The organism is Micromonospora sp. ALFpr18c, assembly GCF_008868155.1.
Lineage (GTDB): Bacteria > Actinomycetota > Actinomycetes > Mycobacteriales > Micromonosporaceae > Micromonospora.
In genome coordinates, this window is sequence record NZ_WBKR01000002.1 from 41,431 (window position 1) to 66,953 (window position 25,523).

The following is a 25,523-nucleotide window of genomic DNA, read 5'->3' on the forward strand; positions in this document are numbered from 1 at the left end:
GTGGTCCCCCGATCGGTGGGAACATGCCGGTGAGCGAAGGTGCCATTCAGGGTCGGCCCCGACGTCGGCCGCTTGCGATGAAGCCGTAGATTAGCTAGTACATGTGCCAGCAACGTGGCTGACAACGGTAGTAATCGGACGACTTCCCCGACTCCCGGCACCCCGCCGGGTACGGCGGGAAGATGACATGTCGGGGAGACGGGCAACCCGGGTAAGGTCGCTCTCGACGGGTACGGCAGGCGCCGACGCTGGGCGTCGGCATCGGTCGGCCGGTTCCTTCGACGGCAGAGCGGGAAGCCACATGCCCAGCAGTTCGGGTCCATCGATCGACACGATCACCGAGGGAGGACGGGTGACCCAGGTCGGCGAGGGTCAGGAGGCGGACGAGAGCGCTCCGCCGGTCATGACCTTCGGTGCTCCCACGGCCGGTGAAATCCTCGCCGAGCGTTACGAGCTGGTCGAGCACATCAACAACGACAGCGCGGGTCGGCTGGTCTGGCGCGGGGTCGACGTCATCCTGCGCCGTCCCGTCGCGGTCGTGCTGCGCTACCCGGGTGGCGACTCCGCCACCGAGATGCTTCAGGCCGCCGTCGCGGCGAGCCGTGTCATCCATCCCAACCTGGTCGGCGTCTACGACGCGATCGACGAGGCCGAGCGGGCGTACGTGGTCCGCGAGTGGGTGGACGGGCAGTCGCTGCGCGACCTGGCGACCGAGGGACCCCTGGACCCGGCTCGCGCCACCGCGATCGGCAACGCCGCCGCGAGCGCGCTCGCCGCGGTGCACGCCACCGGGATGGTGCACGGCAACGTCCACCCCGGCACCGTCATGATCAGCGACGAGGGCCGTGTGGTGCTGGCCGACGCGCGCACCGACGGCGCCGACAGCCAGGAGAACGACATCCGGGCGGTCGGCGGCATCCTCTACTTCGCCCTGACCGGTCACTGGCCGCACGCCGAGGCACCACTACGCGGTGCCACCGCGGGCCACGGCCGGGCCGCCATCCCGGACGCTGTCCGGGACGCCGCCGGCGCCATCGCGGCACCTCGCCAGGTCCGGGCCGGTGTGCCCGCATACCTGGACGACCTGACCATGGATCTGCTCGACGCCGAGATCGCCCCGCCCTCGTCAGACGTGCTCGCTGCCGAGCTGGCCCGCCTGGACGTGCCGGCCGAGGATGAGCACTACCTCGACAACAGCGGCCCGCTGCGGTTCGCCGCCGACACCGAGGAGGAGCCGTCGCCGCTGGCCGCGGCCGGCGGTCGCAAGGTCGCCGTGGGCATCGCCAGCCTGTTGGTGGTCGCCCTGGTCGGTCTGCTGATCGGGATCAGCGCCCTCGGCGGTGACGACAAGGAGCAGCAGGCCAACCCGGTCGCCACGCCCACCTCCGGCGCGCCGACCGGTGACGCCACTCCGGCCGCCGCCACGGCGCACAAGCTGACCGTGAAGAGCGTGCGGATCATCGACCCGTACAGCAAGGACCGCAGCGAGGTCGACGGCGCCGACAAGGTCATCGACGGTGACGATGACAAGGGCTGGGAGACCGAGACCTATCGGGGCTGGCCCAACTTCGGCAACCTGAAGAAGGGCATGGGCGTCTGGATCGACCTGGGCCAGCCGCGCAACGTCAAGTCGGTCCAGGCGGTGCTCTCGGCCACTGGCGCGTCCGCGCAGCTCCTCGCCGGCACCACCAACCCGCCGTCCAGCTTCAGCGGCGACAAGCAGCTGGTCGGCAGCTACAAGACCGCGATCGGCCAGCCGTTCGAGGACCACGACGGCACCACCATGACGTTCAACGGCTTCGACGCCGACACGAAATACCGGTACCTGCTGTTCTGGATCACCGAGCTGCCCCCGGCCGAGGGTGGTTTCAAGCTGGGGGTGCAGGAGATCACGGTCCAGGGGTCGTGAGCCCGGCACCTCCGCCGTGGCACCACATCCGTAGGACGTGGTGATGGACGGGCGCGACGCCGCAACGGATCTGGAGCTGCTGCGCGCCCACGTCGACGGCGACCGGGACGCCTTCGCCGAGTTGTTCCACCGGCACCGCGACCGGCTGTGGGCGGTGGCCCTGCGGACGCTCGGCGACCGCGAGGAGGCGGCGGACGCCCTCCAGGACGCCCTGCTGTCCGCGCACCGGGCCGCCGGGCGCTTCCGCGGCGACTCGGCTGTCACCACCTGGCTGCACCGGATCGTGGTCAACGCCTGCCTCGACCGGATCCGGCGCCGCCAGGCACACCCGACCGTGCCGCTGCCCGACGGCGACCGGGCCGGGGACGGCTCCGGCACCAGGGGCGTGGAGCCGGCCGCACCGGTGCAGGACCACGACACCGCGCTGGTGGTCCGCGACGCTCTCGCCACCCTGCCCGTCGAACAACGCGCCGCCCTGGTGCTGGTGGACGTGCAGGGCTACCCCGTCGCCGAGGTGGCCCGCATCCTCGGCGTCGCGGAGGGCACGGTGAAGAGCCGCTGCGCGCGGGGCCGCGCCCGGCTCGCGGTGGTGCTCGGGCATCTCCGCCCGACCCGGTCGGGTCCGCCCGGCCCGATCGCGGACGTGCCGGACGTCACCCCGGGGAACCCCCGCCCGGTAGAGGGCGTCGGATCGGGGCCGGGCCGTTACCGGCGGGACGCCAACCAGGAGGACACGTGACGACCGAGGGGTTCCGGGAGGTCGACGACGACCTGCTCGCTGACTACCTCGGCGGGGCGCTGGACGGCACGCCACAGCAGACCGAGGTCGCCCGGCTGGTGGACGAGGACCCGGCGTGGGCCGAGGCGCACGCCCGGCTGAGCGGCGCGCTGACGCAGGTGCACGCCGACCTGGCCGCCTGGGCCGACCCGTCCCCGGAGATGCCGTCGGAGATCGCCGACCGGCTGTCCGCGGCACTGGCCGCCGCACACGATTCGCCGGACGGGGCCTCGGCCGGCACGGACACCACGAACACCCCGGTTGTCGTGCCGTCCCAGGTCGGCTCCGGCCGCCGGCCGGCCGGATCGGCACCGTCCGAGCCGGATCGCGCCGCAGCCACCGGCCCGGGTCGCCGCCGACGCCGCTGGGCGCGGCGCGGTGCACCGGTGGCCCTCGCGGCGGCCGCGGTCATCACGGTCGCGCTGGGCCTCAACCAGCTCTCGACGGACACCTCGGACTCCGCCGGCACCAGCGCCCTGGACCGGCCGGCCAGCGCGCCCGAGGGCGCGGCGGCGGCCGGAGCGGTCCGCACCACAGGGCCGGCACTACGCAGCGGTACGAACTACGACCCGCAGACCTTCGGCGACGCGCAGAGCGGACCGGTGCCCTACCGGGCCACCGACATCTCCAGCCGCACGCCCACCGGCGCCTCCGGCGACGCCCCCGCCGAGCAGCCCGAGGTGGATGCCGAGGGCGGCCGGCGACCCGCGCCGGACGGCCTCAACCAGCTGGCCCGCCTGACCGACGAGACCGCGCTGACCGCCTGCCTGGCCGACATCGCGGCGGAGCACGGTTCCGCACCGCTGGTGGTCGAGGTGATCGACTACGCGCAGTTCCAGGGCGAGCAGGCGTTGATCGTCCGGTTCACCGACTCGACCGGGGCCCGCTGGGCCTGGGTGAGCGGCCCGGAGTGCGGCGTCCCCGGGTCCGCCTCGGACACGCGGTATTCGACGCGGGTAGGGTGAATCCACGGTCACCGGTGTGATGACCCTCTACGTGACCTGACCCACCGGATGCCCGGCTCGGGAATCCCCGGTTCGTACGATGACGTTCTGGAAGTCAGCTGCCGGCACCCTCCAGGCGTCGGCACTCGGATCGGCGTCGGTGCGCACCAACGCCGAACACACACAACGCGGGAGACGGCAGTGGACGAGGTCCGCAACCTGATCATCATCGGCTCCGGGCCGGCCGGTTACACGGCGGCGGTCTACGCCGCACGCGCCAACCTGAAGCCGCTGATCATCGAGGGCGTCCAGTCCGGTGGCGCGCTGATGACCACCACCGAGGTGGAAAACTTCCCCGGCTTCGCCGACGGCATCCTCGGCCCCGAGCTGATGGACAACATGCGCAAGCAGGCCGAGCGGTTCGGCGCCGAGTTCCTCACCGACGACGTGACCCGGGTCGAGCTGGTGGACACCGGCGACGCCGGTTCCGGCGCGGTGAGCACCGTCTGGGTCGGCGAGACCGCGTACCGGGCCCGTTCGATCATCCTCTCCACCGGTTCGGCCTGGCGTCCGCTGGGCGTGCCCGGCGAGCAGGAGTACCTGGGCCACGGTGTTTCCGCGTGCGCCACCTGTGACGGGTTCTTCTTCCGTAACCAGCACATCGTGGTTGTCGGCGGCGGTGACTCGGCGATGGAGGAGGCCACGTTCCTCACCCGTTTCGCCGACACGGTCACCATCATCCACCGGCGTGACTCGTTCCGGGCCAGCAAGATCATGGCCGACCGGGCGCTGAGCAACGAGAAGATCAAGGTCGAGTGGAACAGCACCGTCGAGGAGATCCTCGGCGATGACGGCAAGGTCACCGGCGTACGGGTTCGCAACGTGCACACCGGCGAGACCAAGGTGATGGACGTGACCGGCGTGTTCGTCGCCATCGGTCACGACCCGCGCAGTGAGCTGTTCCGGGACCAGGTCGAGCTGGACGACGAGGGCTACGTGAAGGTCCAGGCGCCGAGCACCCGCACCAACGTGCCCGGTGTCTTCGCCGCCGGCGACGTGGTCGACCACACCTACCGCCAGGCGATCACCGCGGCCGGCACCGGCTGTGCCGCCGCGCTCGACGCCGAGCGGTTCATCGCGACGCTCAGCTGAAACAGGAAACACATCCCGGAGGAGGGGCAATAGTGGGAAATACCAAGGCTGTCACGGACAAGAGCTTCGTCGCCGACGTGCTGCAGGCCGACAAGCCGGTTCTGGTGGACTTCTGGGCCGAGTGGTGCGGCCCCTGCCGCAAGGTGTCGCCGCTCCTTGAGGAGATCGCCGGCGAGATGGGCGACCGGGTCAGCATCGTCAAGCTCAACATCGACGAGAACCCGGAGACCGCCCGTGCCTACCGGGTCATGTCGGTGCCGACGCTCACCGTGTTCAAGAACGGCCAGCCGGTGCAGTCGATCGCCGGTGCCAAGCCGAAGGGCGAGCTGGTCCGACTCATCGAATCGGCGCTCTGACCAGTAGAAACAGCACCGGACCCCGTACCCGTCAAGGGGTGCGGGGTTCGGTCTTTTTCGGGTCGGAGCCGGCGGCGTTTTTCCCGGCCCGCGCCCCCTCACCGCCGGAGAACGCATAGCCTCAAGCCGAGGCCGCCGCCCGGCCAGCCACCGTCGTGCAGAGGGGGTCGTGCGTGCGTCCGATCCGACCCGGTGACCGGGGACCAGCGGTCACGGAGATCCGTACCATCCTCACCGGCCTCGACCTGCTCGCGTCCACCGCCGGTCCGGACGCCGACGAGTTCGACCTCGACACCGAACGGGCCGTCCGCGCGTTCCAGCAGTCCCGGGGGCTCAGCGTCGACGGCCGGGTCGGAACGGAAACCTGGGGTGCGCTGGACGCCGCCCGCTGGCGGCTCGGCGCCCGCACCCTCTACCACGCGGTGCCCGACCCGCTCACCGGCGAGGACGTCCGGTCGCTCCAGGAGCGACTGCTGGAAATGGGGTACGACGTGGGTCGCGCGGACGCCATCTACGGCATCCGGACCTCCCGTGCGGTGGCCCAGTTCCAGCGGGAGGTCGGGCTCACCCCCGACGGGTCCTGCGGGCCGCACACGATGAACGCGCTGCGTCGGATCGGCCGCAAGGTCGTCGGTGGCCGCCCCCAGTGGCTCCGCGAATCCGACGCCATCCGGCAGTCCGGGCCGGCGCTGGTCGGCAAGACCGTCGTCATCGACCCCGGGCACGGCGGCACCGACCCGGGCATGGTGGTGCCGGACGGGCCGCTGCGCTGGACGGAGGCGGACCTGGTGCACGACCTGGCCAGCCGGCTGGAGGGGCGGCTCGCCGCGGCTGGGGTGCGGGTGCAGCTGACCCGGGGTCCGTCGCCCGACAGCTGCCTGCCGGACACCGACCGGGCGCTGCTGGCCAACTCGCTCGGCGCCGACGTGTTCATCTCGCTGCACCTCGACGGGCACGCCAACCCGGACGCGGAGGGGGTGGCGACCTACCACTACGGCACCGACAACGGCGTGACCTCGGCGACCGGCGAACGGTTGGCCGGGCTGGTGCAGCGGGAGATCGTCGCGCGGACCGGGCTACGGGACTGCCGTACGCACGCCAAGGCGTGGGACCTGCTGCGGTTGACGCGGATGCCGGCCGTACGCGTCGAGGTCGGCTACCTCACCTCGCCGACCGACCGCGCCCGGCTGGTCGACCCCCGGTTCCGCGACCGGGTGGTCGAGGCGATCGTGGCCGCGGTGCAGCGGATGTACTACCCGATCGAGCGGGACGTGCCGACCGGCTCGCTCGACGTCAGCGAACTGCGTGCGGTGGTGACCGCCGCCACGGTGGTCACCTGATCTGCCGCGAGGCGTCGGTCAGCCGCCGGTGGCACGGGTCGCAGGAGCGGGACGGACCGGACGGAGCAGGGTTTCCGGGCTCATCGAGCCGAGCAGCTTCTCCAACGCGTACTCGACGTCGGATTTCCAGCTCAACGCGGTCCGCAGTTCAAGTCGCAGCCGGGGAAACCGGGGATGCGGACGGACGGTCTTGAACCCGACGGAGAGGAAGAAGTCGGCCGGCGCGACGCAGCCACCCGCAGGGTCGTCCGCGTCGCCGAACTTCGCGTCACCGAACGCCTCGATCGCCTTGATCCCCCGCTTGGTCAGGTCCCGTGCGACGCCCTGCACCAGCATCCGGCCCAACCCACCACCGGCGAAGGCGGCCACCACGTTCGCCGTCATCAGCAGCGCCGCGTCGGCGGAGACCGGCGACGTCGGGAAGGCCATCGAGCGGGGCACGTAGGCCGGCGGGGCGTACATCACGAAACCCGCCGGCATGCCGTCGACGTACGCGAGCTTGCCGCAGGAACCCCACTCCAGCAGGGTCTGGGAGACCCACGCCTCCTTCTCCAGACCCGGGTCACCGGCGGCGCAGGCCCGGTCGGCGGAGACCGGATCAAGCTCCCAGTAGACGCACTGCCGGCAGGGGCGAGGAAGGTCCTCAAGCGTGTCGAGGGTCAGGCTGACCAGACGTCGCGACATATGGCGCATCCCCACAATAGGCTCGGTGGTGAGGCCGGCACGCAACGACAGCGCCGCCTTCCTGTCCCCGACGAGCGATCGTACGCCGCCGATCGGCGGTACGGGAGGGGACGCGCAGATCGCCACCGCACCGAGGGATGGTCCGGGATGTGGACGATCCGTCACGGAGGGCCAGCACCCTGGCCAGAGGCGACTAGGATCGACAATCGGTGTCCCGACCGCCATGGTCGCCCGCGTGCGGGGTACCCGGACGGGAGCCACCCGAGCAGTGATCGAGGTGAGGTCATGACCGGCACGACACTCGACGACTACACCGACCGGTACGCCCGGCGGGTACGCGGGATGACCGCCTCGGAGATCCGAGCACTCTTCGCGGTGGCCAGCAGGCCGGAGGTCGTCTCACTCGCCGGCGGGGCCCCGTACATCGCCGCCCTGCCGCTCGACGCGGTCGGCGAGATGCTCGGCCGGCTCGGCTCCGAGCACGGCGTCACCACCCTTCAGTACGGCATCGGCCAGGGCACCCTGGAGCTGCGCGAGCGGATCTGCGAGGTGATGGCGCTCTCCGGGATCGACGCCGGATGCGGCGCCTCCCCGGAGGACGTGGTGGTCACCGTCGGCGGGCAGCAGGCACTGGACCTGGTGGCCCGACTCTTCCTCGACCCGGGTGACGTGGTGCTCGCCGAGGGGCCGACCTACGTCGGCGCGCTCGGAGTGTTCCAGGCTGCCCAGGCCCAGGTCGTGCACGTACCCATGGATGCCGACGGGCTGATCCCGGAGGCGCTGGAGACGGCCATCGCCGACCTGGCGCGCGCGGGCCGTCGGGTGAAGTTCCTCTACACGATCCCCACCTACCAGAACCCGACCGGCGTGACCCTCAGCGAGGAGCGCCGCGAACGGGTGCTCGACATCTGCGAGCGCGCCGGTCTGCTCGTCGTCGAGGACGACCCGTACGGCCAGCTGGGGTTCGAGGGTGAGGCGCCGGCACCGTTGCGCGCCCGCCGCCGCGACGGGGTGTTCTACCTGAGCACCTTCTCCAAGACCTTCGCGCCGGGTCTGCGGGTGGGCTGGATCCTGGCGCCGCACGCGGTCCGCGACAAGCTGGTCATCGCCAGCGAGGCGCAGATCCTCTGCCCCAGCGGCTACGCCCAGGCGGCGGTGGCCACCTACCTCGGCACGATGCCGTGGCGGCAGCAGCTCAAGGTCTACCGCGAGGTCTACCGGGAGCGGCGCGACGCGCTGCTCGACGCGATGGCGGACCTGATGCCCGAGGGCACCAGCTGGACGACACCGGCCGGCGGCCTCTTCGTCTGGGCCACCCTGCCCGACGGGCTCGACTCGAAGGCGATGATGCCGCGCGCGGTCGCCGCCCGGGTCGCCTACGTGCCCGGCACCGGCTTCTACGCGGACGGCACCGGCACGAGCACCATGCGACTGAACTTCAGCTTCCCGCCGCCGGAGCGGATCCGCGAGGGCGTCCGCCGGCTGGCCGGCGTCATGGAGCAAGAGATCGCGATGCGCCGCGTCTTCGGTGCCGTGGGCGGCGCCGCGGGTCGGCGCGGCCAGGCCGGCTCCGACGTGCCAGGTCCTGACTTGGCATGATGCCGGCATGGGTACGACAGCTGCCGAGCGCCTCCTCGTGACCGATCCCGCCGTCTCGGCCGACCTGCGTGTGCTGGTCCTCGCCGGCGGGCTCTCCTACGAGCGGGACGTGTCGCTGCGCTCGGGCCGCCGGGTGCTCGACGCGCTGCGTGCCGTCGGTGTCGAGGCGGAACTGCGGGACGCCGATGTCGCACTGCTGCCAGCCCTCACCGCCGACCCGCCGGACGCCGTGGTGATCGCACTGCACGGCGCGACCGGCGAGGACGGCTCGCTGCGCGGTGTGTTGGATCTGTGCGACGTCCCGTACGTCGGCTGTGACGCGCGCGCCTCCCGGCTGGCCTGGGACAAACCGTCGGCCAAGGCGGTGCTCCGCGAGGCCGGCATTCCCACTCCCGACTGGGTGGCTCTCCCGCACGACCGTTTCTCCGAGCTTGGCGCGGTGGCCGTCCTGGACCGGATCGCCGACCGTCTCGGCCTGCCCCTGATGGTCAAGCCGGCGCAGGGCGGGTCGGGGCTGGGCGGTGCGGTGGTTCGGGAGGCCGCGGCGCTGCCCGCCGCGATGGTGGGCTGCTTCGCGTACCACTCGACGGCGCTCGTGGAGCGGTACGTGCCCGGCATGGACGTGGCGGTCTCCGTAATCGACCTCGGCGACGGCCCGCAGGCGCTGCCGCCGGTGGAGATCGTGCCCCGCAACGGCGTGTACGACTACGCCGCCCGCTACACCGCCGGGCGGACCACCTGGCACGCTCCGGCCCGGCTGGATCCGGAGGTGGCCGCCGCCGTGGCGGACGTGGCACTCGCCGCGCACACCGCTCTCGGACTACGGGACCTGTCCCGGGTCGACGTGATCGTGGACGCTGCGGGTCAACCGCACGTTCTGGAGGTCAACGTCTCACCCGGGATGACCGAGACGTCGCTGCTGCCGCTCGCCGTGCAGGCGGCGGGCCTGGACTTTGGCCGGCTCATCGGTTCCCTGGTGACCCGGGCCGCCGCCCGCATCGCCACGTCCTGACCCGCTCGGCGTACCCGGCACCGTCTGCCGACGTCGAGGTTGGCGGCCGCACATCCGGTGCCACCGCCAACCTCATTGCTCAGCGACCGGACGGCGCGTCCTCCGGTGCCTCTCGACCGCTGCCGACCTGGGCGTCGTCCGCTCCTGCCGCGCGGGTACGGCGGTGGTGGGCGGCCGAGCTCTGGGTCTCGTCGGCGTCGGGATCGAAGTCGGCGTCGGCGTGTTCGGCGTCGGCGTGTTCGGCGGCCGTGGCGTCGGCGTTGGCGGGTTCGCTGGTTGGGTCGTCGGCGTTGGCGCGTTCGGCGGGGATGTGCCCGAGGTTGGCCTCTGCACCGGCGGCGGCGTCGGTGTCCGGTGGTGGACCGGCGCCGGCCTTCTTCTCCGGCTCGACGGCTGTGGGCAGGGTCGCCGAGTCGGCGTGTGCGGTGGTGCCCATGGTCGGCGATTCGCGCTCGGCGTGGGCGGTGGCCCCGGTCGCGGGGACACCATCGGTGACCGCGTCGCCGCCGCTGTCGCTGTCGGTTCCGATCGTGGAGTCGGACGTCGGCTCTGGGATCTCCTCGGCCGCCTCGATCACCGACACGGCTTCCGCCTCGGCGGCGGCGTGCGCCGCAGCGGACTGGGCCAGCAGGCTGGACGGCGCCTGCCACTGGATGCGGGGCGGCTCGGCAAGCGGCCGGCCGCCGAACTCCGCGAGCCACGCGGCGACGAGCGCCAGATTTTCCCGCCACTGCGCCTCGGAGATCGGCGGCAGGATCGAGTCCCACAGGGACAGGAACGTGCCGCGCAACTGAAGCCGGCCGTAGGGCCGGGCCAGGAACCACATGTGCAGGTGCGCGGAGCCGTCGCCCCACCGGTTGACGTGCACCCGGGCGACGCCGTCCAGGGAGCGGATGGCCCGCTCCAGACGTACGGTCATCACGCCCAGTTCGGCGGCGAGCAGGTTCGGTAGGTCGCCCAGGTCGAGGTGGGTCCGCGATTCGAGGATGAGCACCATGGGCAGGCCGGTGGGCCGGTCCATGGCGCGTACCCGCCAACGCTCCCCGACCCAGATGTAGGCGTCGTCTGGCGCGTTGCAGGCCGTGCATTCCCGGAGGCCCTCGCCCTTGCGTGGCGGTTCGACCGGGACCGGGTCGTCGAGCTGCTTCACCCGCAGGTCACCCTCGAAGGGGAACGAGGGCCACTGGGTGAAGTCCGGGACTGAGGGAGGGGTGTCGTGCACGACGCTGACCCTAACCGAGTCTGGCACCGCTGTCCCTACCCGATTGAACGCTCCCGACCGACCAGGTCAGCGTCCACCGTCGATCGGTTCCCGGGTTCTGCGACGCCCGGTGGACGGATATCCACAGGCTGCCGAGATCCCCGACACAGGCCGTCATCCACAGGCTGGCACCCGCTTTCACGCGGCGTTTCACGTGAAACGGGGGGTGCCTGTGGACAACCGGTGTGGATAACTTTTCCGGCCCTCGTTCGTTGCGTCCGGACGGCCGATCCGGTGCGTCGAGTCTCCTGCGGACCGCTGGCGGGGGCGGCTCGGGGACGTGTGATGGCCAGCCCTGCGCCTCGACAGCCCCGGTCATCTCCCCGCGCGGCTCTCGCGAGGGTCGGGTGAACCATCCCCGGCCGCCGCGATCGCCCGGCACACGGGCAACGTCAGCAGTTCACCGCCGGCACCTTCGATCCGCTGTCGGTACCCCGGCGACCGAGTCGGGCTGTTGCGGCCGGGCCGAACCCCGCCACCCGGTTCCCGGCGACAATCGGCCGGCGGGTCGAGGCGCGCGACGCCGACTCGGCACTCTCACCCGCCGAGTCAGACCCGATCGACCGGCGGGTCCAGGCGGGGGCGGGGGCCCTCGAAGCCGGTCCGGCGAAACGTGGGGCCCGGACGCACGAACGCGCAAGGCGACCAAGAGGCCGCGACTCGACGTGCTCAGACACCAGCCCTCGCGACCGGTCTACGGGCTGGCAGGAGGCTACTGAGCGGGCGCACGGGGCCCCTCCATGATGATCCCCGGGCAACCGCATCCGCCCGGGGGCCCCGACGAGCGCTCGGTTTCACGTGAAACGAGCGCGGCGCGGATCACCACAGCCGCCGGTCGGGCGCGTTCGGGTCGGCTGCGGAGGCGGTCCACGGGCACGCGCCGACCCACCGCCGGTCCCCGTTTCACGTGAAACGGGGACCGGCGCGGCAGACGCAGAACGGCCGCGCCCCGAGGGAGCGCGGCCGCGAGCGACGGAGAGCGGTCAGTCTCCGCTCTCCTCCTCCTGCTGCACTCCGATGATTCCGACGATCCGCTCAAGGTCGTCGACCGTGGCGAACTCGATCGTGATCTTGCCCTTGCTCCGGCCGATGTCGACCTTCACCCGGGTGTCGAACCGGTCGGACAGGCGGTCGGCGAGATCGGAGAGGGCCGGCGCGTGTGGCTTCGGACGCCGCTTCGCCGCCTGCCCCTTCGCCGGGCCGTCGTTCAGCGTCAGCGCCACGATCTCCTCGGTCGCGCGGACCGAGAGGCCCTCGGCCACGATCCGCAACGCCAACTGCTCCTGGGCCTCCGACTCGTCGAGGCTCAGCAGCGCGCGGGCGTGACCCGCCGAAAGGATTCCGGCGGCGACCCGGCGTTGCACCTGCGCCGGCAGGTTCAGCAGTCGGATGGTGTTGGAGATCTGCGGACGGCTCCGGCCGATCCGGCGAGCGAGTTCCTCGTGGGTGGCACCGAACTCCTCCAGCAGCTGCTGGTAGGCGGCGGCCTCTTCCAACGGGTTCAGGTTGGCCCGGTGGATGTTCTCCAGCAACGCGTCGCGGAGCATGGCGTCGTCGCGGGTGTCCCGGACGATCGCGGGAATGTTCTCCCGCCCCACGGCCTGAGCGGCGCGCCAACGCCGCTCGCCCATCACCAGTTCGTACTTCTCGTCGTCGAGCTGCCGGACGACGATCGGCTGAAGGAAGCCGACCTCCTGGATCGAGGTCTTCAGCTCCTCCAGCGCCTCCTCGTCGAAGACCTGGCGGGGCTGCTTCGGGTTCGGCACGATCGCGTCGACCGGGATCTCGGCGAACCGGGCGCCGGGCACCGGGCTGAGCGCCAGCTCGGTCTCCGCCAGCGGGGCGACCGAGGCCGTCGCCGGTGTCGGTTCGGTGGTCCCCTCGTCATCGACGGACCCGTTCTCCGGCTCGGCCGTCACGGCGCCGACGCCGTTCACCGGCCCGGTCGGGATGAGCGCCCCCAGGCCCCGACCCAGACCGCCCCGAGGACGGTTCTTCATGCCACGCCTCCCAGCGACTCTTCCGCACTACGCATTCCGGCCCACCGGCTCCTTGACGCCCCGCTCGGCGATCTCCTGGGCGGCCTCGAAGTAACTCGTGGCTCCCCGCGATCCGGGATCGTAGGTCATCACCGACTGGCCGTAGCTGGGTGCCTCGGAGACCCGGACGTTGCGGGGGATGACCGCCTGGAGGACCTTGTCGCCGAAGTGGTTCCGGACGTCCTGCTCGACCGCGTCCGCCAACCGGGTACGGCGGTCGTACATCGTCAACAGGATCGTGGAGACGTCGAGCTTCGGGTTGAGGTGCTGCCGTACCAGGTTGATGTTGTTGATCAGCTGGTTGAGCCCCTCCAGGGCGTAGTACTCGCACTGGATGGGGATCAGCACCTCCTGCGCGGCGACCAGGGCGTTGACCGTGAGCAGGCCGAGCGAGGGCGGGCAGTCGATGAAGACGTAGTCGAACTGGCCCGGATAGGCGGCGATGGCCCGATCCAGACGCGATTCGCGAGCGACGACGGACACCAGCTCGATCTCCGCGCCGGCGAGGTCGATCGTCGCCGGTACGCACCACAGGTTGGGGATGCCCTCGACCGCCTGCGCGACCTCGGACAGCGGCACGCTGTTGATAAGGCAGTCGTAGACGTCCGGGATGCCGGTGTGGTGCGGGACGTTGAGCCCGGTGGAGGCGTTGCCCTGCGGGTCGAGGTCGACGACGAGCACCCGGTTGCCGTGCAGGGCGAGTGCCACCGCAAGGTTGACCGTGGTCGTGGTCTTGCCCACGCCGCCCTTCTGGTTGGCGACGCACATGACCCGGGTCCGGTCCGGCCGAGGCATGGTCACCTCGCCACTGGGATTCAGGATCTGCACGGCGCGCATCGCCTCCATAGCCAACGGTGGGTCATCCTCTTCGCGCGTCGGGGTTTCACGTGAAACGTACGTGGGATCGGCCGCCATAGCAGCCAGCGACTCGGCCGACCCGACCGGCGCGTCGGCGACCACCGGCGCGGCGTCCCGAGCGACCGCCGCGGTGGGTTGGTGCGGGACCGCCGGCTCGAAACGCACCGCCGCTGCGGTGTTCCGCCGTCCGACCGTCTGCCGCACGTCGACGGCGTTGACCGGTCGGGTGAGCCCTTCGGACGCCCGTCGAGTAGTCATCGGATCCGGGCTCTCCGGTCCGACCGGCTGGCCCGCCGGATCGTCGCTCGACACCAGCGGATCGCTGTCCGCTGGTCGGGGCGACGGCCCGGGCTCGCCGGGCGACCAGCTCGGGTAGTCGGTTTCACGTGAAACAGGGTCGCTGGTTGACCCGGTCACGCGTGGATCGTCGTACCTGCCGTCGTCATGCACCTGTCATCCCTGCCCGCTTCGGATGGTCGGTCCGCGCCCCGGTCAACTTGGCCGCACCCGCGCTCGCACCCCGGAGCGTACGGCCCCTCGGGAGCGGTCGGAGACCTACGACGTCCGTCGCCCGCTCCACACTATCGACGCGCGGTCAGCCTACGGCGGACGGGCGTGGCCGGTCCACGTCGGGTTCTCATACCCTCGTTCCATCCGTACCGGTACAACGAGGCAACCCGTCGGCCGGACGCCCGATGGCGCACAGGGTCAGCGGCGGCGGGCCCGTCCGCCCCGGGTCCGCTTGCTGGCGGTGGGGCGGGCCGGGCCGACCATCCGCTCGCGCACGATCTCCACGACGGTCGTGGGCGGGTCGATGACTCCGACACCGCAGAGGTGCACGGTGGGCTCCCCTCCGCCGACCCGCGCCACCACGTCGGCGTGCTCCTCGATCTCCGCGGCGGCGGATGATCCCTTGAGGGCCAGGAGCCGGCCGCCGCGCACCGCCAGTGGCAGGCTCCAGGTCGCCAGGCGGTCCAGTGGTGCGACCGCGCGGGAGGTCACGACGTCGCCGCTGATCGGCTCCCGTCCGCTCGACCCACTGGCGGCCTCGTCGGCCCGACCCCGGAACACCCGTACCGATCTGGTCAGGCCGAGCCGCTCGACGACCTCGATGAGGAACGACGTCCGTCGCGCGAGCGGTTCGATCAGCGTGACCGTCAGGTCGGGGCGCGCGATGGCCAGGACCAGGCCGGGCAGGCCGGCGCCGGAGCCGACGTCGAGCACGGTCGCCGCGGTCGGGATCCGCTCGGCGACCGCGGCGCAGTTGAGCAGGTGCCGGTCCCAGATCCGGGGCGCCTCGCGGGGGCCGATCAGGCCGCGGACCACCCCGTCGGTGGCGAGCAGTTCGGCGTACGCGGCGGCCAGGTCGAGCCGGTCGCCGAAGAGGGTCAGTGCCGCCGGGGCGAGCTCGGCCGGGAGAGCCGCGTCGACCGGGGACGGGGCGGCGTCGTCCTGCGCCGGGGCGTTGCCGGTGTGGTCGGGGCGGACAGCGGACGGCCCGGGCGGCGTGCCGCCCGGGCCGGTCACGGCGTCGGCCGTGGCGTCGTCGTGTGTCACCCGATCAGTCCGCCGGCCGTACGACGATGCGCCGGTTCGGCTCGACACCCTCGGACTCGCTCTCCACGCCGGACATGGCGTTCACCACGTCGTGCACGCACTTGCGCTCGAACGCGGACATCGGCTCCAGCCGGACCGGCTCGCCGTACTCCTTGACCTTCTCGACGGCGTTCTTGGCGACCGCGGCCAGTTCCTTGCGGCGGTTCGCCCGGTAGCCGCCGACGTCGAGCAGCAGGCGGCTCGGAGTCCCGGTCTGCCGGAAGACGGCGAGCCGGGTCAGCTCCTGGAGTGCCTCCAGGGTGGCCCCGCGCTGACCCACCAGGTTCTGCAGGCGCGCGCCGACCACCTCGACCACCGGGCGGCCGCCGGCCACCAACTCGTCGATGTCACCGTCGTAGTCGAGGATGTCGAGGAGCCCTTCGACGTAGTCGGCTGCGATCTCGCTCTGCCGGAACAGGTCGCCCTCGCCCGTGGCCTTCTTCGCCCGGCCGCCGGCGGTGGTCTCGGTGTCGTCGGTCTCGGCGTCGTCGTCCACCGCGAGCGGTGCGGTCTCCTCCTCGTCCAGGGACTGCTCGGCGCGGGGCATGCTGGTCTCGGTCACGGTCTCATCTCCGTACTCGCTCGGCCGGACCGTCGGGTCCGACTGGTTTCCCGGGGCCGGCTGGAGGTCGCCGGTGCCCGCGGGCACGTCTGTACGGGCAGTGTCGCCCGTGGCCGCGTCAAGCGCGGTCGGTTCCGTCCGGCGCCGACCGTACGGCGGCTGCGCGGTGCGGAACGGGCCGCCGCCGGTTGCCCGACGACGGCCCGGACGAGTCAGCCCTGCCGCTTGGCGGGGCGGCTCTTCTTCGGGTTGGTGGGCTTGGCACCCGGCTTCGGGCCCGCCACCTTGGGCGCGGTGGCCTTCACCGGCGCCGGCGGGGCGGCCTTGGAGCGCCCGAACAGACCGGCGGACTTGGCGGGCTGGACCGGGTTGCGGCTGGCGGCCGGGGCGGTGGCCTTCTTGGCGGTCACCGGCGGCGGGAACTTGCGGAGCACCCACTGCTGCTGGCCCAGCGTGAAGAGGTTGTTGGTGACCCAGTAGATGATCACGCCGATCGGGAAGATCGCACCGGAGATCAGCAGCGACGCGGGGATGCCGTAGAGCATCAGTCGCTGGATCATCCGCTGCTGCGGGTCCTCGGCCCAACCGGTCTTGAGGATCATCTGACGGCTGGTCAGGTAGGTGGTCGCGATCATCACCAGGACGAGGACACCAGCAATGATCTTGACGGTGGTGCCGTTGGCGCCGAGGCTGGCCAGCTCGTCGGCCGTGGAGCCGAACTTGCCGGCGATCGGGGCGGTGAAGAGCTTCGCCTGCGAGGCGCTCTGGAACTGGTCGACGGTCCAGCCGTACAGGGTCTTGTTCTGCTTGTCCGGGTCGAGCCGGCGCAGCACGTGGAAGAGGCCGAGGAAGACCGGGATCTGGAGGAACATCGGAAGGCAGCCCATCAGCGGGTTGGCCTTTTCCTTCCGGTAGAGCTCCATCATCTCCTTCTGGAGCGTCTCCCGGTCACCCTTGTGCTTCTCCTGTAGCTCCTTGACCTTGGGCTGGAGCGCCTGCATCGCCCGCTGCGACTTGATCTGCTTGACGAAGACCGGGAACAGGATCACCCGGACGGTGACCACCAGGAAGATGATGGACAGGATCCAGGCGAAGTTCGTGCCGATCACCGCGCCGACGGGCACCCCGATGGCGTCCCACGCCGAGTGCCAGGTCAGCAGGATCCACGAAATCGCGTAGTAGATCCAGTCGAGACTCAGACTCAATTCGGGGCTCCAGTCACATCAGCACGACGGCGGCTGCCCGGCTCCGGCACCGGGTCATGTCCACCAGGGTGAAAGGGGTGGCAGCGCAGCAGCCGCCGGACCGCGAGGGCGGCTCCCCGGAGCGCGCCGTGGCGGGCGACGGCCTCCTGGGCGTACGCACTGCACGACGGGTAGAACCGACAGCGGGCCGGCAGCGCCGGACTTATCCACCGACGGTACGCGATGATGGGTGCGATCAGCACCCTGGCCGCACCGGTTGGCGCCGTGCCCGGGTCACCGCTCATCGGGACCGCCGTTGTCGGGGCGAACGCGCGACCGCGATGGCGGCGTCCAGGTCGGCGGCGAGCCGGGGGTACGACGCCTCGGCCGCCGCGGGCAGCGCCCGTACGACGAGGGTGCTGCCGGCCGGAAGTGCGGCCAGTCGGTCCCGGGTCAACGCCCGCAGTCGACGGCGCACCTGGTTGCGGACCACCGCGTTACCGACGGCCTTGGACACGACGAAGCCGGCGCGGGTCGACGCGGAGGACTGCTCCGCGTCAGCGTCCCGCGCCGGCTCCGGCGAGGTCACTGTGCTGGGGTCGATGGTCGCCGGCACGGTCAGATGGACCACGACGGCGCCTCGTCCGGCGCGTCGGCCACCGCGGACCGCTGCGGCGAAGTCAGTGCTGCGCCGCAGTCGCTGTGCGGCGGCCAGCACGACTGCCCACGTTCCCCGGACCGGCCCGGTCGGCTCAGGCCGACAGGGTGGTGCGACCCTTGGCGCGGCGGCTCGAGAGGATGGCACGGCCGGCACGGGTGCGCATGCGCAGCCGGAAGCCGTGGGTCTTCGCGCGCCGGCGGTTGTTCGGCTGGTAGGTGCGCTTGCTCACGTCAGGCTCTCCGTTTTCGTACGCGCCCCGGGCGACGGGATCGCCGGGGTCGTGGGGTGGTCCAGGCCACCTCGACGGTGGCCACCGATCGGTGCTGCCCGGCGGAGCGGGACCTCGGCGATGCGGGGATGCGGCCGCGGACAGCAAGCACCCATCACCCTAGCAGAGGGCGAGAGAGCAGCCGCTCCAGCCTACGCAGGGGGGCAATGACCGTCAAACACCCCGCTGCGGCGGACAACGGGTCCGGGCCGGGACTCGCCCGGGACCGAAGGGGCGGTTTTCGCTGATGCCGACAAGGGTGCCTTCGCGCCGCCGGTTGATGGCGCAGGGACAACGCTGTTACCGTGCCCGATTGCGGTGAGCGTCGGAAGCTCCGGTCGTCGCACAGGCAAGACCGGACAAGGTAGTGAATCGTTCGGCACGGTGAACCCGCTTCAGCGCCCGTTCAGGCAGGGGGCAGGTCCCACCCGCGTCCGACGGGCGGCCACCATCGGTCTGCACACAGGTTGTGGATAACCTGTGGACGACCACCGGTTGACGTCCGGGTGGGTGATGTTCCACCCGCGCACGCGGCGGGCCCGGGACGGCCGGCTGGCAGACAGCGGCGGCCGGGAGCAGAGGCGAGGGGGTGGCACGACGGTGGCCGGTACGACCGACCTTGCCGCGGTGTGGTTGGCGGCGACCGACGAACTCGCCGACGAGATCATCTCCGCTCAGCAACGCGCCTACCTCCGACTGACGCGGCTACGGGCGATCGTCGAGGACACCGCGCTGCTCTCCGTTCCGGACGCGTTCACGCGGGACGTGATCGAATCGCGGCTGCGCCCGGCCATCACCGAGGCGCTGACCCGCCGGCTCGGCCGACCGATCCAGGTGGCGGTCACCGTGCGGGTGGCCGAGGATGCCAGCGGCCGCCCGGCCGGCACCGTCTACCGCAGCACACCGGAGCCGGGGTCGATCGACGTCGAGGGTCCGCCCGCCGGACCGTTCGACGTCGAGCACCCTGGACGGCCGACAAACGACCCGGTCATCCCCGACCAGCAGCGCGTGCCGTACGCCCCGGAGTCCGGCGCCCCGCCGGCACCCGTCGGGCAGCCCCTCGCGCCGACGGCCGACGGGCACCGGTCGGGGCTGATCCCGGCCAGCCGTGACGGGCAGGAGGCGCTCTTCAGCGCGTCGTTCGTGGAGCCGTTGCGGTCGCCCCACCAGGGGCCGGACCGGCGCGGCTACGACGAGCAGGCCGCCCGCCTGGATCCGCCCGGCCCGGACACCCGGCCGTACGAGCCCCGCTACCGCGAGGAGGCGGCGACGCCGCGGGACCAGCACGTGATCCGCGCGCTGCCCCGGGACAGCGGAACGGACAGCGGCCCGGGTCGCAGCGGGGTGGACCACCGGGCGGGGGGTCGTGACGACCGCCGGCTGCCCGGCGCGGACACCGGCGGCAACCGGCTCAACCCGAAGTACATGTTCGAGACGTTCGTCATCGGCTCGTCCAACCGGTTCGCGCACGCGGCGAGCGTGGCGGTGGCGGAGTCACCGGCGAAGGCGTACAACCCGCTGTTCATCTACGGTCACTCCGGGCTGGGCAAGACCCACCTGCTGCACGCCATCGGGCACTACGCCACGACGCTCGGCAACGCCCGCTCGGTCCGGTACGTCTCGACCGAGGAGTTCACCAACGACTTCATCAACTCGCTCCGGGACGACAAGACCAGCGCGTTCCAGCGGCGCTACCGCGACGTCGACATCCTGCTGATCGACGACATTCAGTTCCTGGAGAACCGCGAGCGCACGCAGGAGGAGTTCTTCCACACCTTCAATACCCTGCACAACGCCAACAAGCAGATCGTGATCACCTCCGACCGGTCGCCGCGCCAGCTCGCCACTCTGGAGGACCGGATGCGCACCCGGTTCGAGTGGGGGCTGCTGGCCGACATCCAGCCGCCGGACCTGGAGACGCGGATCGCGATCCTGCAGAAGAAGGCAGCGCAGGAGCGGATGTACGCCCCGCCGGACGTGCTGGAGTTCATCGCCTCCCGGGTGTCGAACTCGATCCGGGAGTTGGAGGGGGCGCTGATCCGGGTGACCGCGTTCGCCAGCCTCACCCGGTCGACCGTCGAGTTGTCCCTGGCCGAGGAGGTGCTCCGGGACTTCATGCCCGACGGCGCCGGCCCGGAGATCAACGCCGACCAGATCATGGCGTCGACCGCCGACTACTTCGGGGTGAGCCTGGAGGACCTGCGTGGTCAGTCCCGCTCCCGGGTGCTGGTCAACGCCCGGCAGGTGGCCATGTATCTGTGTCGGGAGCTGACCGAGTTGTCGCTGCCGCGGATCGGGCAGGCGTTCGGCGGTCGGGACCACACCACGGTCATGCACGCCGACCGCAAGATCCGTCAGCAGATGGCGGAGCGGCGGTCGCTCTACAACCAGATCGCCGAGCTGACCAACCGGATCAAGCAGAACACCTGAGCGGTACGCCCGCCGCCTCGGCGGCACGTTGCCCGGGACGGACACGCCCGGCCGGATCTCCGGCCGGGCGTTGTTTTTTTCCTTCTTCTGAGGGCTGCCCGCTTGACCCTCGACATGGTGCAGACCACAGCATCGAAGCCGTGTCCGCCTCGATTGCCGCTCGTTGTCCACAACTCGTTGTCCACCGGCTGTGGATAACTACAGTCGGCCCGCCGCCGGTTACCCACAGGTTGTGGAAAAACCCTGTGCACGACGCTGTGGACGCTTGGGGACAACCGTCGCGTTGTCCACCGATGACCACTGCCCTGTGCACGACCTGTTGAAGGTTCTGGGGATGACGACAATGATGATCTTCGTGGCCGTCCACAGGCTTGGGGAGAAAGTCGGTGGATTACCGGTGGACAACCGGTGGACAACGGTGGACAACCGACCGCCGAAGCCGGGCTGTGGACACACGAGCCGGTTGTACCCCCGGTTATCCACAGTCAAATCACCGGTGGATAACCTGCCTGAGCTGCGCGAACCCGGGTTCTCCACAGTTTGCACAGGTGCGATGAAGACGATGAGTTATCTCTTCTAAGAGAACAAAAACCAATCATCACCGTTGGGCTTTCTGTGGATCGGGCCGAACGCTGCCGGAGCAGACGTCAGCAGCGACACGATCCACGGGGTCGGGCGCACAGCCGATGTCCCCGCGCCCTAAGGTGCGATGGGTACCCGCACGGTCGGGCGGGACGGTAGGCAGCGGTCGGCATGAGAGAGTTGTCGCTGACGTCGACGCGGAGGCATTGATGAAGTTCCGAGTGGAGCGCGACGCGCTCGCCGAGGCCGTGGCGTGGACCGCGAAGAGCCTGCCGAACCGGCCATCCGTACCGGTACTCGCCGGGGTGATGCTCCGCGTCACCGATGGCAACCTGCGGGTCTCCGGGTTCGACTACGAGGTCTCCAGCCAGGTCACCGTCGAGGTGCAGGGTGACGCCGACGGCGCCGCGCTGGTCTCCGGTCGCCTGCTCGCCGAGATCACCAAGGCGCTGCCGGCCAAGCCGGTGGACATCGCCGCGGTCGGCGCGCACCTGGAGCTGGTCTGCGGCAGCGCCCGGTTCACCCTGCCCACCATGCCGGTGGAGGACTACCCGGCGCTGCCCGAGATGCCGCAGAGCGCCGGCACGGTCGACGCCGCCGCGTTCGCCACGGCGGTCGCCCAGGTGGCCATCGCCGCCGGTCGTGACGAGACGCTGCCGATGATGACCGGCGTCCGCGTCGAGCTGTCCGGCAGCACCCTGTCGATGCTCGCCACCGACCGTTACCGCCTCGCGCTGCGGGAGATCCAGTGGCGGCCGGACGACCCCGAGGTGAGCATCAACGCCCTGGTGCCGGCCCGCACCCTGAACGACACCGCCAAGGCGCTCGGCCCGCTGGGCGGCGAGGTCACCCTCGCGCTCGCGCAGGGCGCCGCCGGTGAGGGCATGGTGGGTCTTGCTGGTGGCACCCGGCGTACCACCAGCCGGCTGTTGGACGGCGCCAACTACCCGCCGGTGCGCTCGCTCTTCCCGGCCACCCACAACGCCGAGGCCCGCGTGCCGGTCAGCACCCTGATCGAGGTGGTCAAGCGGGTCGCCCTGGTCGCCGAGCGCGCCACGCCGGTGCTGCTGAGCTTCAGCGCGGACGGCCTGGTCGTCGAGGCCGGCGGCTCCGAGGAGGCCCGGGCCAGCGAGGCGATGGAGGCCACCTTCACCGGGGACGCGCTGACCATCGGCTTCAATCCCCAGTACCTCATCGACGGCCTCGCGAACCTCGGCTCACAGACCGCCGTGCTCTCGTTCGTCGACGCCTTCAAACCCGCGGTGATCTCACCGGCCAGCGAGGATGGCGAAGTCATTCCGGGGTACCGGTACCTCATCATGCCGATCCGCGTGTCTCGCTGATCGAGCCCAGCAACACCCAGATCCACGGAGGTAGAAACACATGCAGCTCGGCCTGGTAGGACTCGGCCGGATGGGCGGCAACATGCGCGAGCGGTTGCGCACGGCCGGCCACGAGGTGGTCGGCTTCGACCACGACGCGCAGCTGAGCGACGCGGCGAGCCTCGCTGAGCTGGCGAACAAGCTCGAGTCCCCGCGCGCGGTGTGGGTCATGGTGCCCGCCGGCGTCACCGACACCACCATCGACGAACTCGCCGAGTACCTCGACGAGGGCGACATCATCATCGACGGCGGCAACTCGCGGTTCAGCGACGACGCCCCCCGGGCCGAGCGGCTCCACGAGCGCGGCATCGGCTACCTCGACGTGGGCGTCTCCGGCGGCGTCTGGGGCCGGCAGAACGGCTACGGGCTGATGGTCGGCGGTGCCCAGGAGCACGTCGACCGGCTCATGCCGATCTTCAACGCGCTCAAGCCGGAGGGCGAGTTCGGCTTCGTGCACGCCGGGCCGGTCGGCGCCGGGCACTACTCGAAGATGGTGCACAACGGCATCGAGTACGGCCTGATGCACGCCTACGCCGAGGGCTACGAGCTACTCACCGCCTCCGAGCTGGTGACCAACGTGCCGGGCGTCTTCAAGTCCTGGCGCGAGGGCACCGTCGTCCGGTCCTGGCTGCTCGACCTGCTGGACCGGGCCCTCGACGAGGACCCGGAGCTGGCCGAGCTGAGCGGCTACACCGAGGACACCGGCGAGGGCCGGTGGACGGTCGACGAGGCGGTCCGGCTGGCCGTTCCGCTGAACGTCATCACCGCCTCGCTGTTCGCCCGGTTCGCCTCCCGGCAGGACGACTCACCCGCCATGAAGGCCGTCGCCGCACTGCGCCAGCAGTTCGGTGGCCACGCCGTCCACAAGCGCTGAGCGGTATCCACACCCTGTGTACGTCCACCGGCTGGAACTGGTCGACTTCCGCTCGTACGAGCGGGTCGCCGTCGACCTCCAGCCGGGGGCGAACGTCCTGACCGGCGCCAACGGTGTCGGCAAGACGAACCTCGTCGAGGCGCTGGGCTACGTGGCGACCCTGGACTCGCACCGGGTCGCCACGGACGCCCCACTGGTCCGGATGGGAGCCACCTCGGCGGTGATCCGGTGCGCGGTGGTGCACGACGGCCGGGAACTCCTGGTCGAGTTGGAGATCGTGCCGGGCAAGGCCAACCGCGCCCGGCTGGGCCGATCCCCGGCTCGACGGGCCCGCGACGTGCTCGGCGCGCTGCGGCTGGTGCTCTTCGCCCCGGAGGACCTGGAGCTGGTCCGGGGTGACCCGTCCGAGCGTCGCCGCTACCTGGACGACCTCCTGGTCAACCGCCAGCCCCGGTACGCGGGCGTGCGGGCCGACTACGAGCGGGTGGTGAAGCAGCGCAACGCCCTGCTGCGCACCGCGTACCTGGCCCGCAAGACGGGTGGCTCCCGCGGCGGCGACCTCGGCACCCTCGCCGTCTGGGACGCCCACCTGGCCCAGCACGGCGCGGAGCTGCTCGCCGGCCGGTTGGAGCTGGTCGCCGCGCTCACCCCGCACGTCGCCAAGGCGTACGACGCGGTGGCCGCCGGTCGGGGCGCGGCGGGCATCGCCTACCGACCCTCGATCGAGCTGGCCGAGCCGACCACCGACCGTGCCACGCTGGCCGAGGCGCTGACGGCCGCCCTGGCGGCGTCGCGTTCGGCCGAGATCGAACGGGGCACCACCCTGGTCGGCCCGCACCGCGACGAGTTGGCGTTGACCCTCGGCCCGCTGCCCGCCAAGGGGTACGCCAGCCACGGCGAGTCGTGGTCGTTCGCGCTCGCGCTGCGGCTGGCCGGCTACGACCTGCTGCGCGCGGACGGCATCGAGCCGGTGCTGGTGCTCGACGACGTCTTCGCCGAGCTGGACACCGGGCGCCGGGAACGTCTGGCGGAGCTGGTCGGCGGGGCGAGCCAACTGCTGGTGACCTGTGCCGTGGACGATGACGTGCCGGCTGCCCTGCGCGGCACCCGCTACCAGGTCGGCGAGGGGACGGTCCGCCGTGTCGGATGAGCCGCGCACCAACGGTCGAGGTGGCGGAGCGACCGGTGAGGGGGGTACGGCACGGCCGAAGGCCACCGGTGGTGGCGACGCCGCGGGCGCGCGTACCCCCGGATCGGAAGCGGTCGGCGGTGACGGGCCGGCACCCGCCGGCCCGGAGCTGGCCAGGGCGGTGCTCGACGCGGCGCTGTCCCGCCGGCAGGCGGCGGCCCGCGCACGGCGTACCCCCGGTGGTGGCTCTGGTGGCGATGGCGCCGGCGGCTCGGGGCGGAGGCTGCGCGGCTATTCCGGCCCGGGCCCCGACCCGCGCGACCCGCAGCCCCTCAGCGCGGTGCTGAACCGGCTGGTGAAGGCGCGCGGCTGGCAGCAGCCCGCGGCCGAGGCCACGGTGTTCGGCGCGTGGGAGCGGGTGGTCGGCGCGGAGGTCGCGCAGAACAGCCGGCCGGTGAAGCTGGAGAACGGCGAGCTGACCGTGGAGGCCCGTTCGACCGCGTGGGCGACCCAGTTGCGGCTGCTGGCCGGTTCGCTGCTCAAGCAGATCGCCAGCGAGGTCGGCCACAACGTGGTGCGCAAGCTGCACATCCACGGACCGGCCGCGCCGTCCTGGCAGAAGGGGCCGCGCCGGGTGCGTGGCCGGGGGCCGCGCGACACCTACGGCTGAGCGGGTGGGTCATGTGCGCCGGTCGGCGCGCCGGCGTTCGCGCTGTTCCCGGGTGTAGCGCTTGCGCTCGGCCAGGTCGCGCTTCCAGGCTTCGCGGGCCTCGGCCGAGCCGCCCTGGATCTCGCCCTGGACGCCGTCGGCCGGACCGGCGAGGTGCCGGTAGGCCCACCGCAGGAACCGGCCGCCCTCGCCGGGGGATCTCGTGGCCGCGCCGTCCTCGCTCATCTGGGCCTCCACCCTGCCGCCATATGGT

The 25,523-nt window shown here is 71.6% G+C and carries 24 protein-coding genes; 13 read left to right on the forward strand and 11 right to left on the reverse strand.

The genetic code is table 11. From position 1 onward, the window contains the following. Positions 1-301: 301 nt before the first annotated feature. The 6 genes from F8271_RS00940 (at position 302) to F8271_RS00965 (ending at position 6,479) form a co-directional block, all read left to right on the forward strand. A complete protein-coding gene (locus F8271_RS00940) occupies positions 302-1,909 on the forward strand; it encodes a protein kinase family protein (protein WP_151487679.1) in 1,608 nt (535 codons plus the stop codon). A 43-nt stretch (positions 1,910-1,952) separates the two neighbouring features. Next, complete coding sequence (gene sigM, locus F8271_RS00945) at positions 1,953-2,648, forward strand: RNA polymerase sigma factor SigM (RefSeq protein ID WP_151487680.1); 696 nt, start codon at positions 1,953-1,955, stop codon at positions 2,646-2,648. Then, positions 2,645-3,652, forward strand: a complete 1,008-nt coding sequence (locus F8271_RS00950; protein WP_151487681.1) for a hypothetical protein — start codon at positions 2,645-2,647, stop codon at positions 3,650-3,652. Before sigM ends, F8271_RS00950 begins: the two co-directional genes overlap by 4 nt. Before the next feature lie 180 nt (positions 3,653-3,832). After that, on the forward strand, positions 3,833-4,783 hold the full coding sequence (trxB, locus tag F8271_RS00955) for a thioredoxin-disulfide reductase (protein WP_151487682.1): 951 nt from the start codon (positions 3,833-3,835) through the stop codon (positions 4,781-4,783). Positions 4,784-4,815: 32 nt separating this feature from the next. Next, a complete protein-coding gene (trxA, locus tag F8271_RS00960; protein ID WP_053651673.1) occupies positions 4,816-5,139 on the forward strand; it encodes a thioredoxin in 324 nt (107 codons plus the stop codon). Between the two features lie 173 nt (positions 5,140-5,312). Next, positions 5,313-6,479 carry an N-acetylmuramoyl-L-alanine amidase gene (locus tag F8271_RS00965; protein ID WP_151487683.1) on the forward strand — a complete coding sequence of 389 codons (1,167 nt, stop codon included), beginning with the start codon at positions 5,313-5,315 and terminating at the stop codon, positions 6,477-6,479. Between the two features lie 18 nt (positions 6,480-6,497). Here the strand turns inward: F8271_RS00965 and F8271_RS00970 are convergent, their stop codons facing one another. Beyond that, positions 6,498-7,163, reverse strand: a complete 666-nt coding sequence (locus F8271_RS00970; protein ID WP_151487684.1) for a GNAT family N-acetyltransferase — start codon at positions 7,161-7,163, stop codon at positions 6,498-6,500. A gap of 285 nt (positions 7,164-7,448) precedes the next feature. Here F8271_RS00970 and F8271_RS00975 point away from each other — a divergent pair, with 285 nt between their 5' ends. Continuing rightward, entirely contained in the window at positions 7,449-8,762 is a 1,314-nt protein-coding gene (locus F8271_RS00975) for a PLP-dependent aminotransferase family protein (protein WP_151487685.1), read from the forward strand. A gap of 7 nt (positions 8,763-8,769) precedes the next feature. Next, the gene (locus tag F8271_RS00980; protein WP_151487686.1) at positions 8,770-9,774 is read left to right on the forward strand and encodes a D-alanine--D-alanine ligase; all 1,005 of its coding nucleotides are present in this window, start codon (positions 8,770-8,772) and stop codon (positions 9,772-9,774) included. A 79-nt stretch (positions 9,775-9,853) separates the two neighbouring features. Here F8271_RS00980 and F8271_RS32880 read toward each other — a convergent pair whose 3' ends face one another. From F8271_RS32880 to rpmH, 9 genes are all read right to left on the reverse strand, one after another. Continuing rightward, the gene (locus F8271_RS32880) at positions 9,854-10,996 is read right to left on the reverse strand and encodes a hypothetical protein (protein ID WP_370461836.1); all 1,143 of its coding nucleotides are present in this window, start codon (positions 10,994-10,996) and stop codon (positions 9,854-9,856) included. Between the two features lie 1,022 nt (positions 10,997-12,018). Further along, positions 12,019-13,035 (reverse strand): ParB/RepB/Spo0J family partition protein, encoded by a 1,017-nt coding sequence (locus tag F8271_RS00995; protein ID WP_151487688.1) that lies wholly within the window; start codon positions 13,033-13,035, stop codon positions 12,019-12,021. A gap of 27 nt (positions 13,036-13,062) precedes the next feature. After that, complete coding sequence (locus F8271_RS32110) at positions 13,063-14,382, reverse strand: ParA family protein (RefSeq protein ID WP_151487689.1); 1,320 nt, start codon at positions 14,380-14,382, stop codon at positions 13,063-13,065. Between the two features lie 258 nt (positions 14,383-14,640). Next, positions 14,641-15,324 (reverse strand): 16S rRNA (guanine(527)-N(7))-methyltransferase RsmG, encoded by a 684-nt coding sequence (gene rsmG, locus F8271_RS01005; protein WP_192580093.1) that lies wholly within the window; start codon positions 15,322-15,324, stop codon positions 14,641-14,643. A 169-nt stretch (positions 15,325-15,493) separates the two neighbouring features. Then, positions 15,494-16,090: a protein jag gene (locus tag F8271_RS01010; protein ID WP_370461837.1), complete on the reverse strand. Its 597-nt coding sequence runs from the start codon at positions 16,088-16,090 to the stop codon at positions 15,494-15,496. 212 nt (positions 16,091-16,302) lie between these two features. Beyond that, complete coding sequence (yidC, locus tag F8271_RS01015) at positions 16,303-17,289, reverse strand: membrane protein insertase YidC (protein ID WP_151487731.1); 987 nt, start codon at positions 17,287-17,289, stop codon at positions 16,303-16,305. Positions 17,290-17,291: 2 nt separating this feature from the next. Continuing rightward, on the reverse strand, positions 17,292-17,579 hold the full coding sequence (yidD, locus tag F8271_RS01020) for a membrane protein insertion efficiency factor YidD (RefSeq protein WP_192580088.1): 288 nt from the start codon (positions 17,577-17,579) through the stop codon (positions 17,292-17,294). Beyond that, positions 17,576-17,992, reverse strand: coding sequence for a ribonuclease P protein component (gene rnpA / locus F8271_RS01025; protein ID WP_151487691.1), 417 nt, complete (start codon positions 17,990-17,992; stop codon positions 17,576-17,578). The genes yidD and rnpA overlap by 4 nt, the downstream gene beginning before the upstream one ends. 34 nt (positions 17,993-18,026) lie before the next feature. Then, positions 18,027-18,164 (reverse strand): 50S ribosomal protein L34, encoded by a 138-nt coding sequence (gene rpmH / locus F8271_RS01030; RefSeq protein ID WP_007453904.1) that lies wholly within the window; start codon positions 18,162-18,164, stop codon positions 18,027-18,029. Positions 18,165-18,716: 552 nt separating this feature from the next. Between rpmH and dnaA the strand changes: the two genes are divergently transcribed. The 5 genes from dnaA to F8271_RS01055 all read left to right on the forward strand — a co-directional run bounded on the left by dnaA (position 18,717) and on the right by F8271_RS01055 (position 25,270). Continuing rightward, the gene (gene dnaA, locus F8271_RS01035; RefSeq protein ID WP_370461839.1) at positions 18,717-20,633 is read left to right on the forward strand and encodes a chromosomal replication initiator protein DnaA; all 1,917 of its coding nucleotides are present in this window, start codon (positions 18,717-18,719) and stop codon (positions 20,631-20,633) included. Between the two features lie 791 nt (positions 20,634-21,424). Beyond that, on the forward strand, positions 21,425-22,558 hold the full coding sequence (dnaN, locus tag F8271_RS01040) for a DNA polymerase III subunit beta (RefSeq protein WP_151487693.1): 1,134 nt from the start codon (positions 21,425-21,427) through the stop codon (positions 22,556-22,558). Positions 22,559-22,598: 40 nt separating this feature from the next. After that, positions 22,599-23,471, forward strand: a complete 873-nt coding sequence (gene gnd / locus F8271_RS01045) for a phosphogluconate dehydrogenase (NAD(+)-dependent, decarboxylating) (RefSeq protein WP_151487694.1) — start codon at positions 22,599-22,601, stop codon at positions 23,469-23,471. A gap of 16 nt (positions 23,472-23,487) precedes the next feature. Further along, complete coding sequence (gene recF / locus F8271_RS01050; RefSeq protein WP_151487695.1) at positions 23,488-24,621, forward strand: DNA replication/repair protein RecF; 1,134 nt, start codon at positions 23,488-23,490, stop codon at positions 24,619-24,621. Beyond that, on the forward strand, positions 24,611-25,270 hold the full coding sequence (locus F8271_RS01055; protein ID WP_151487696.1) for a DUF721 domain-containing protein: 660 nt from the start codon (positions 24,611-24,613) through the stop codon (positions 25,268-25,270). The genes recF and F8271_RS01055 overlap by 11 nt, the downstream gene beginning before the upstream one ends. Before the next feature lie 9 nt (positions 25,271-25,279). On the opposite strand, the gene F8271_RS01060 is transcribed toward F8271_RS01055, so the two are convergent. Continuing rightward, a complete protein-coding gene (locus tag F8271_RS01060; RefSeq protein WP_151487697.1) occupies positions 25,280-25,495 on the reverse strand; it encodes a hypothetical protein in 216 nt (71 codons plus the stop codon). Between the last annotated feature and the right edge of the window lie 28 nt (positions 25,496-25,523).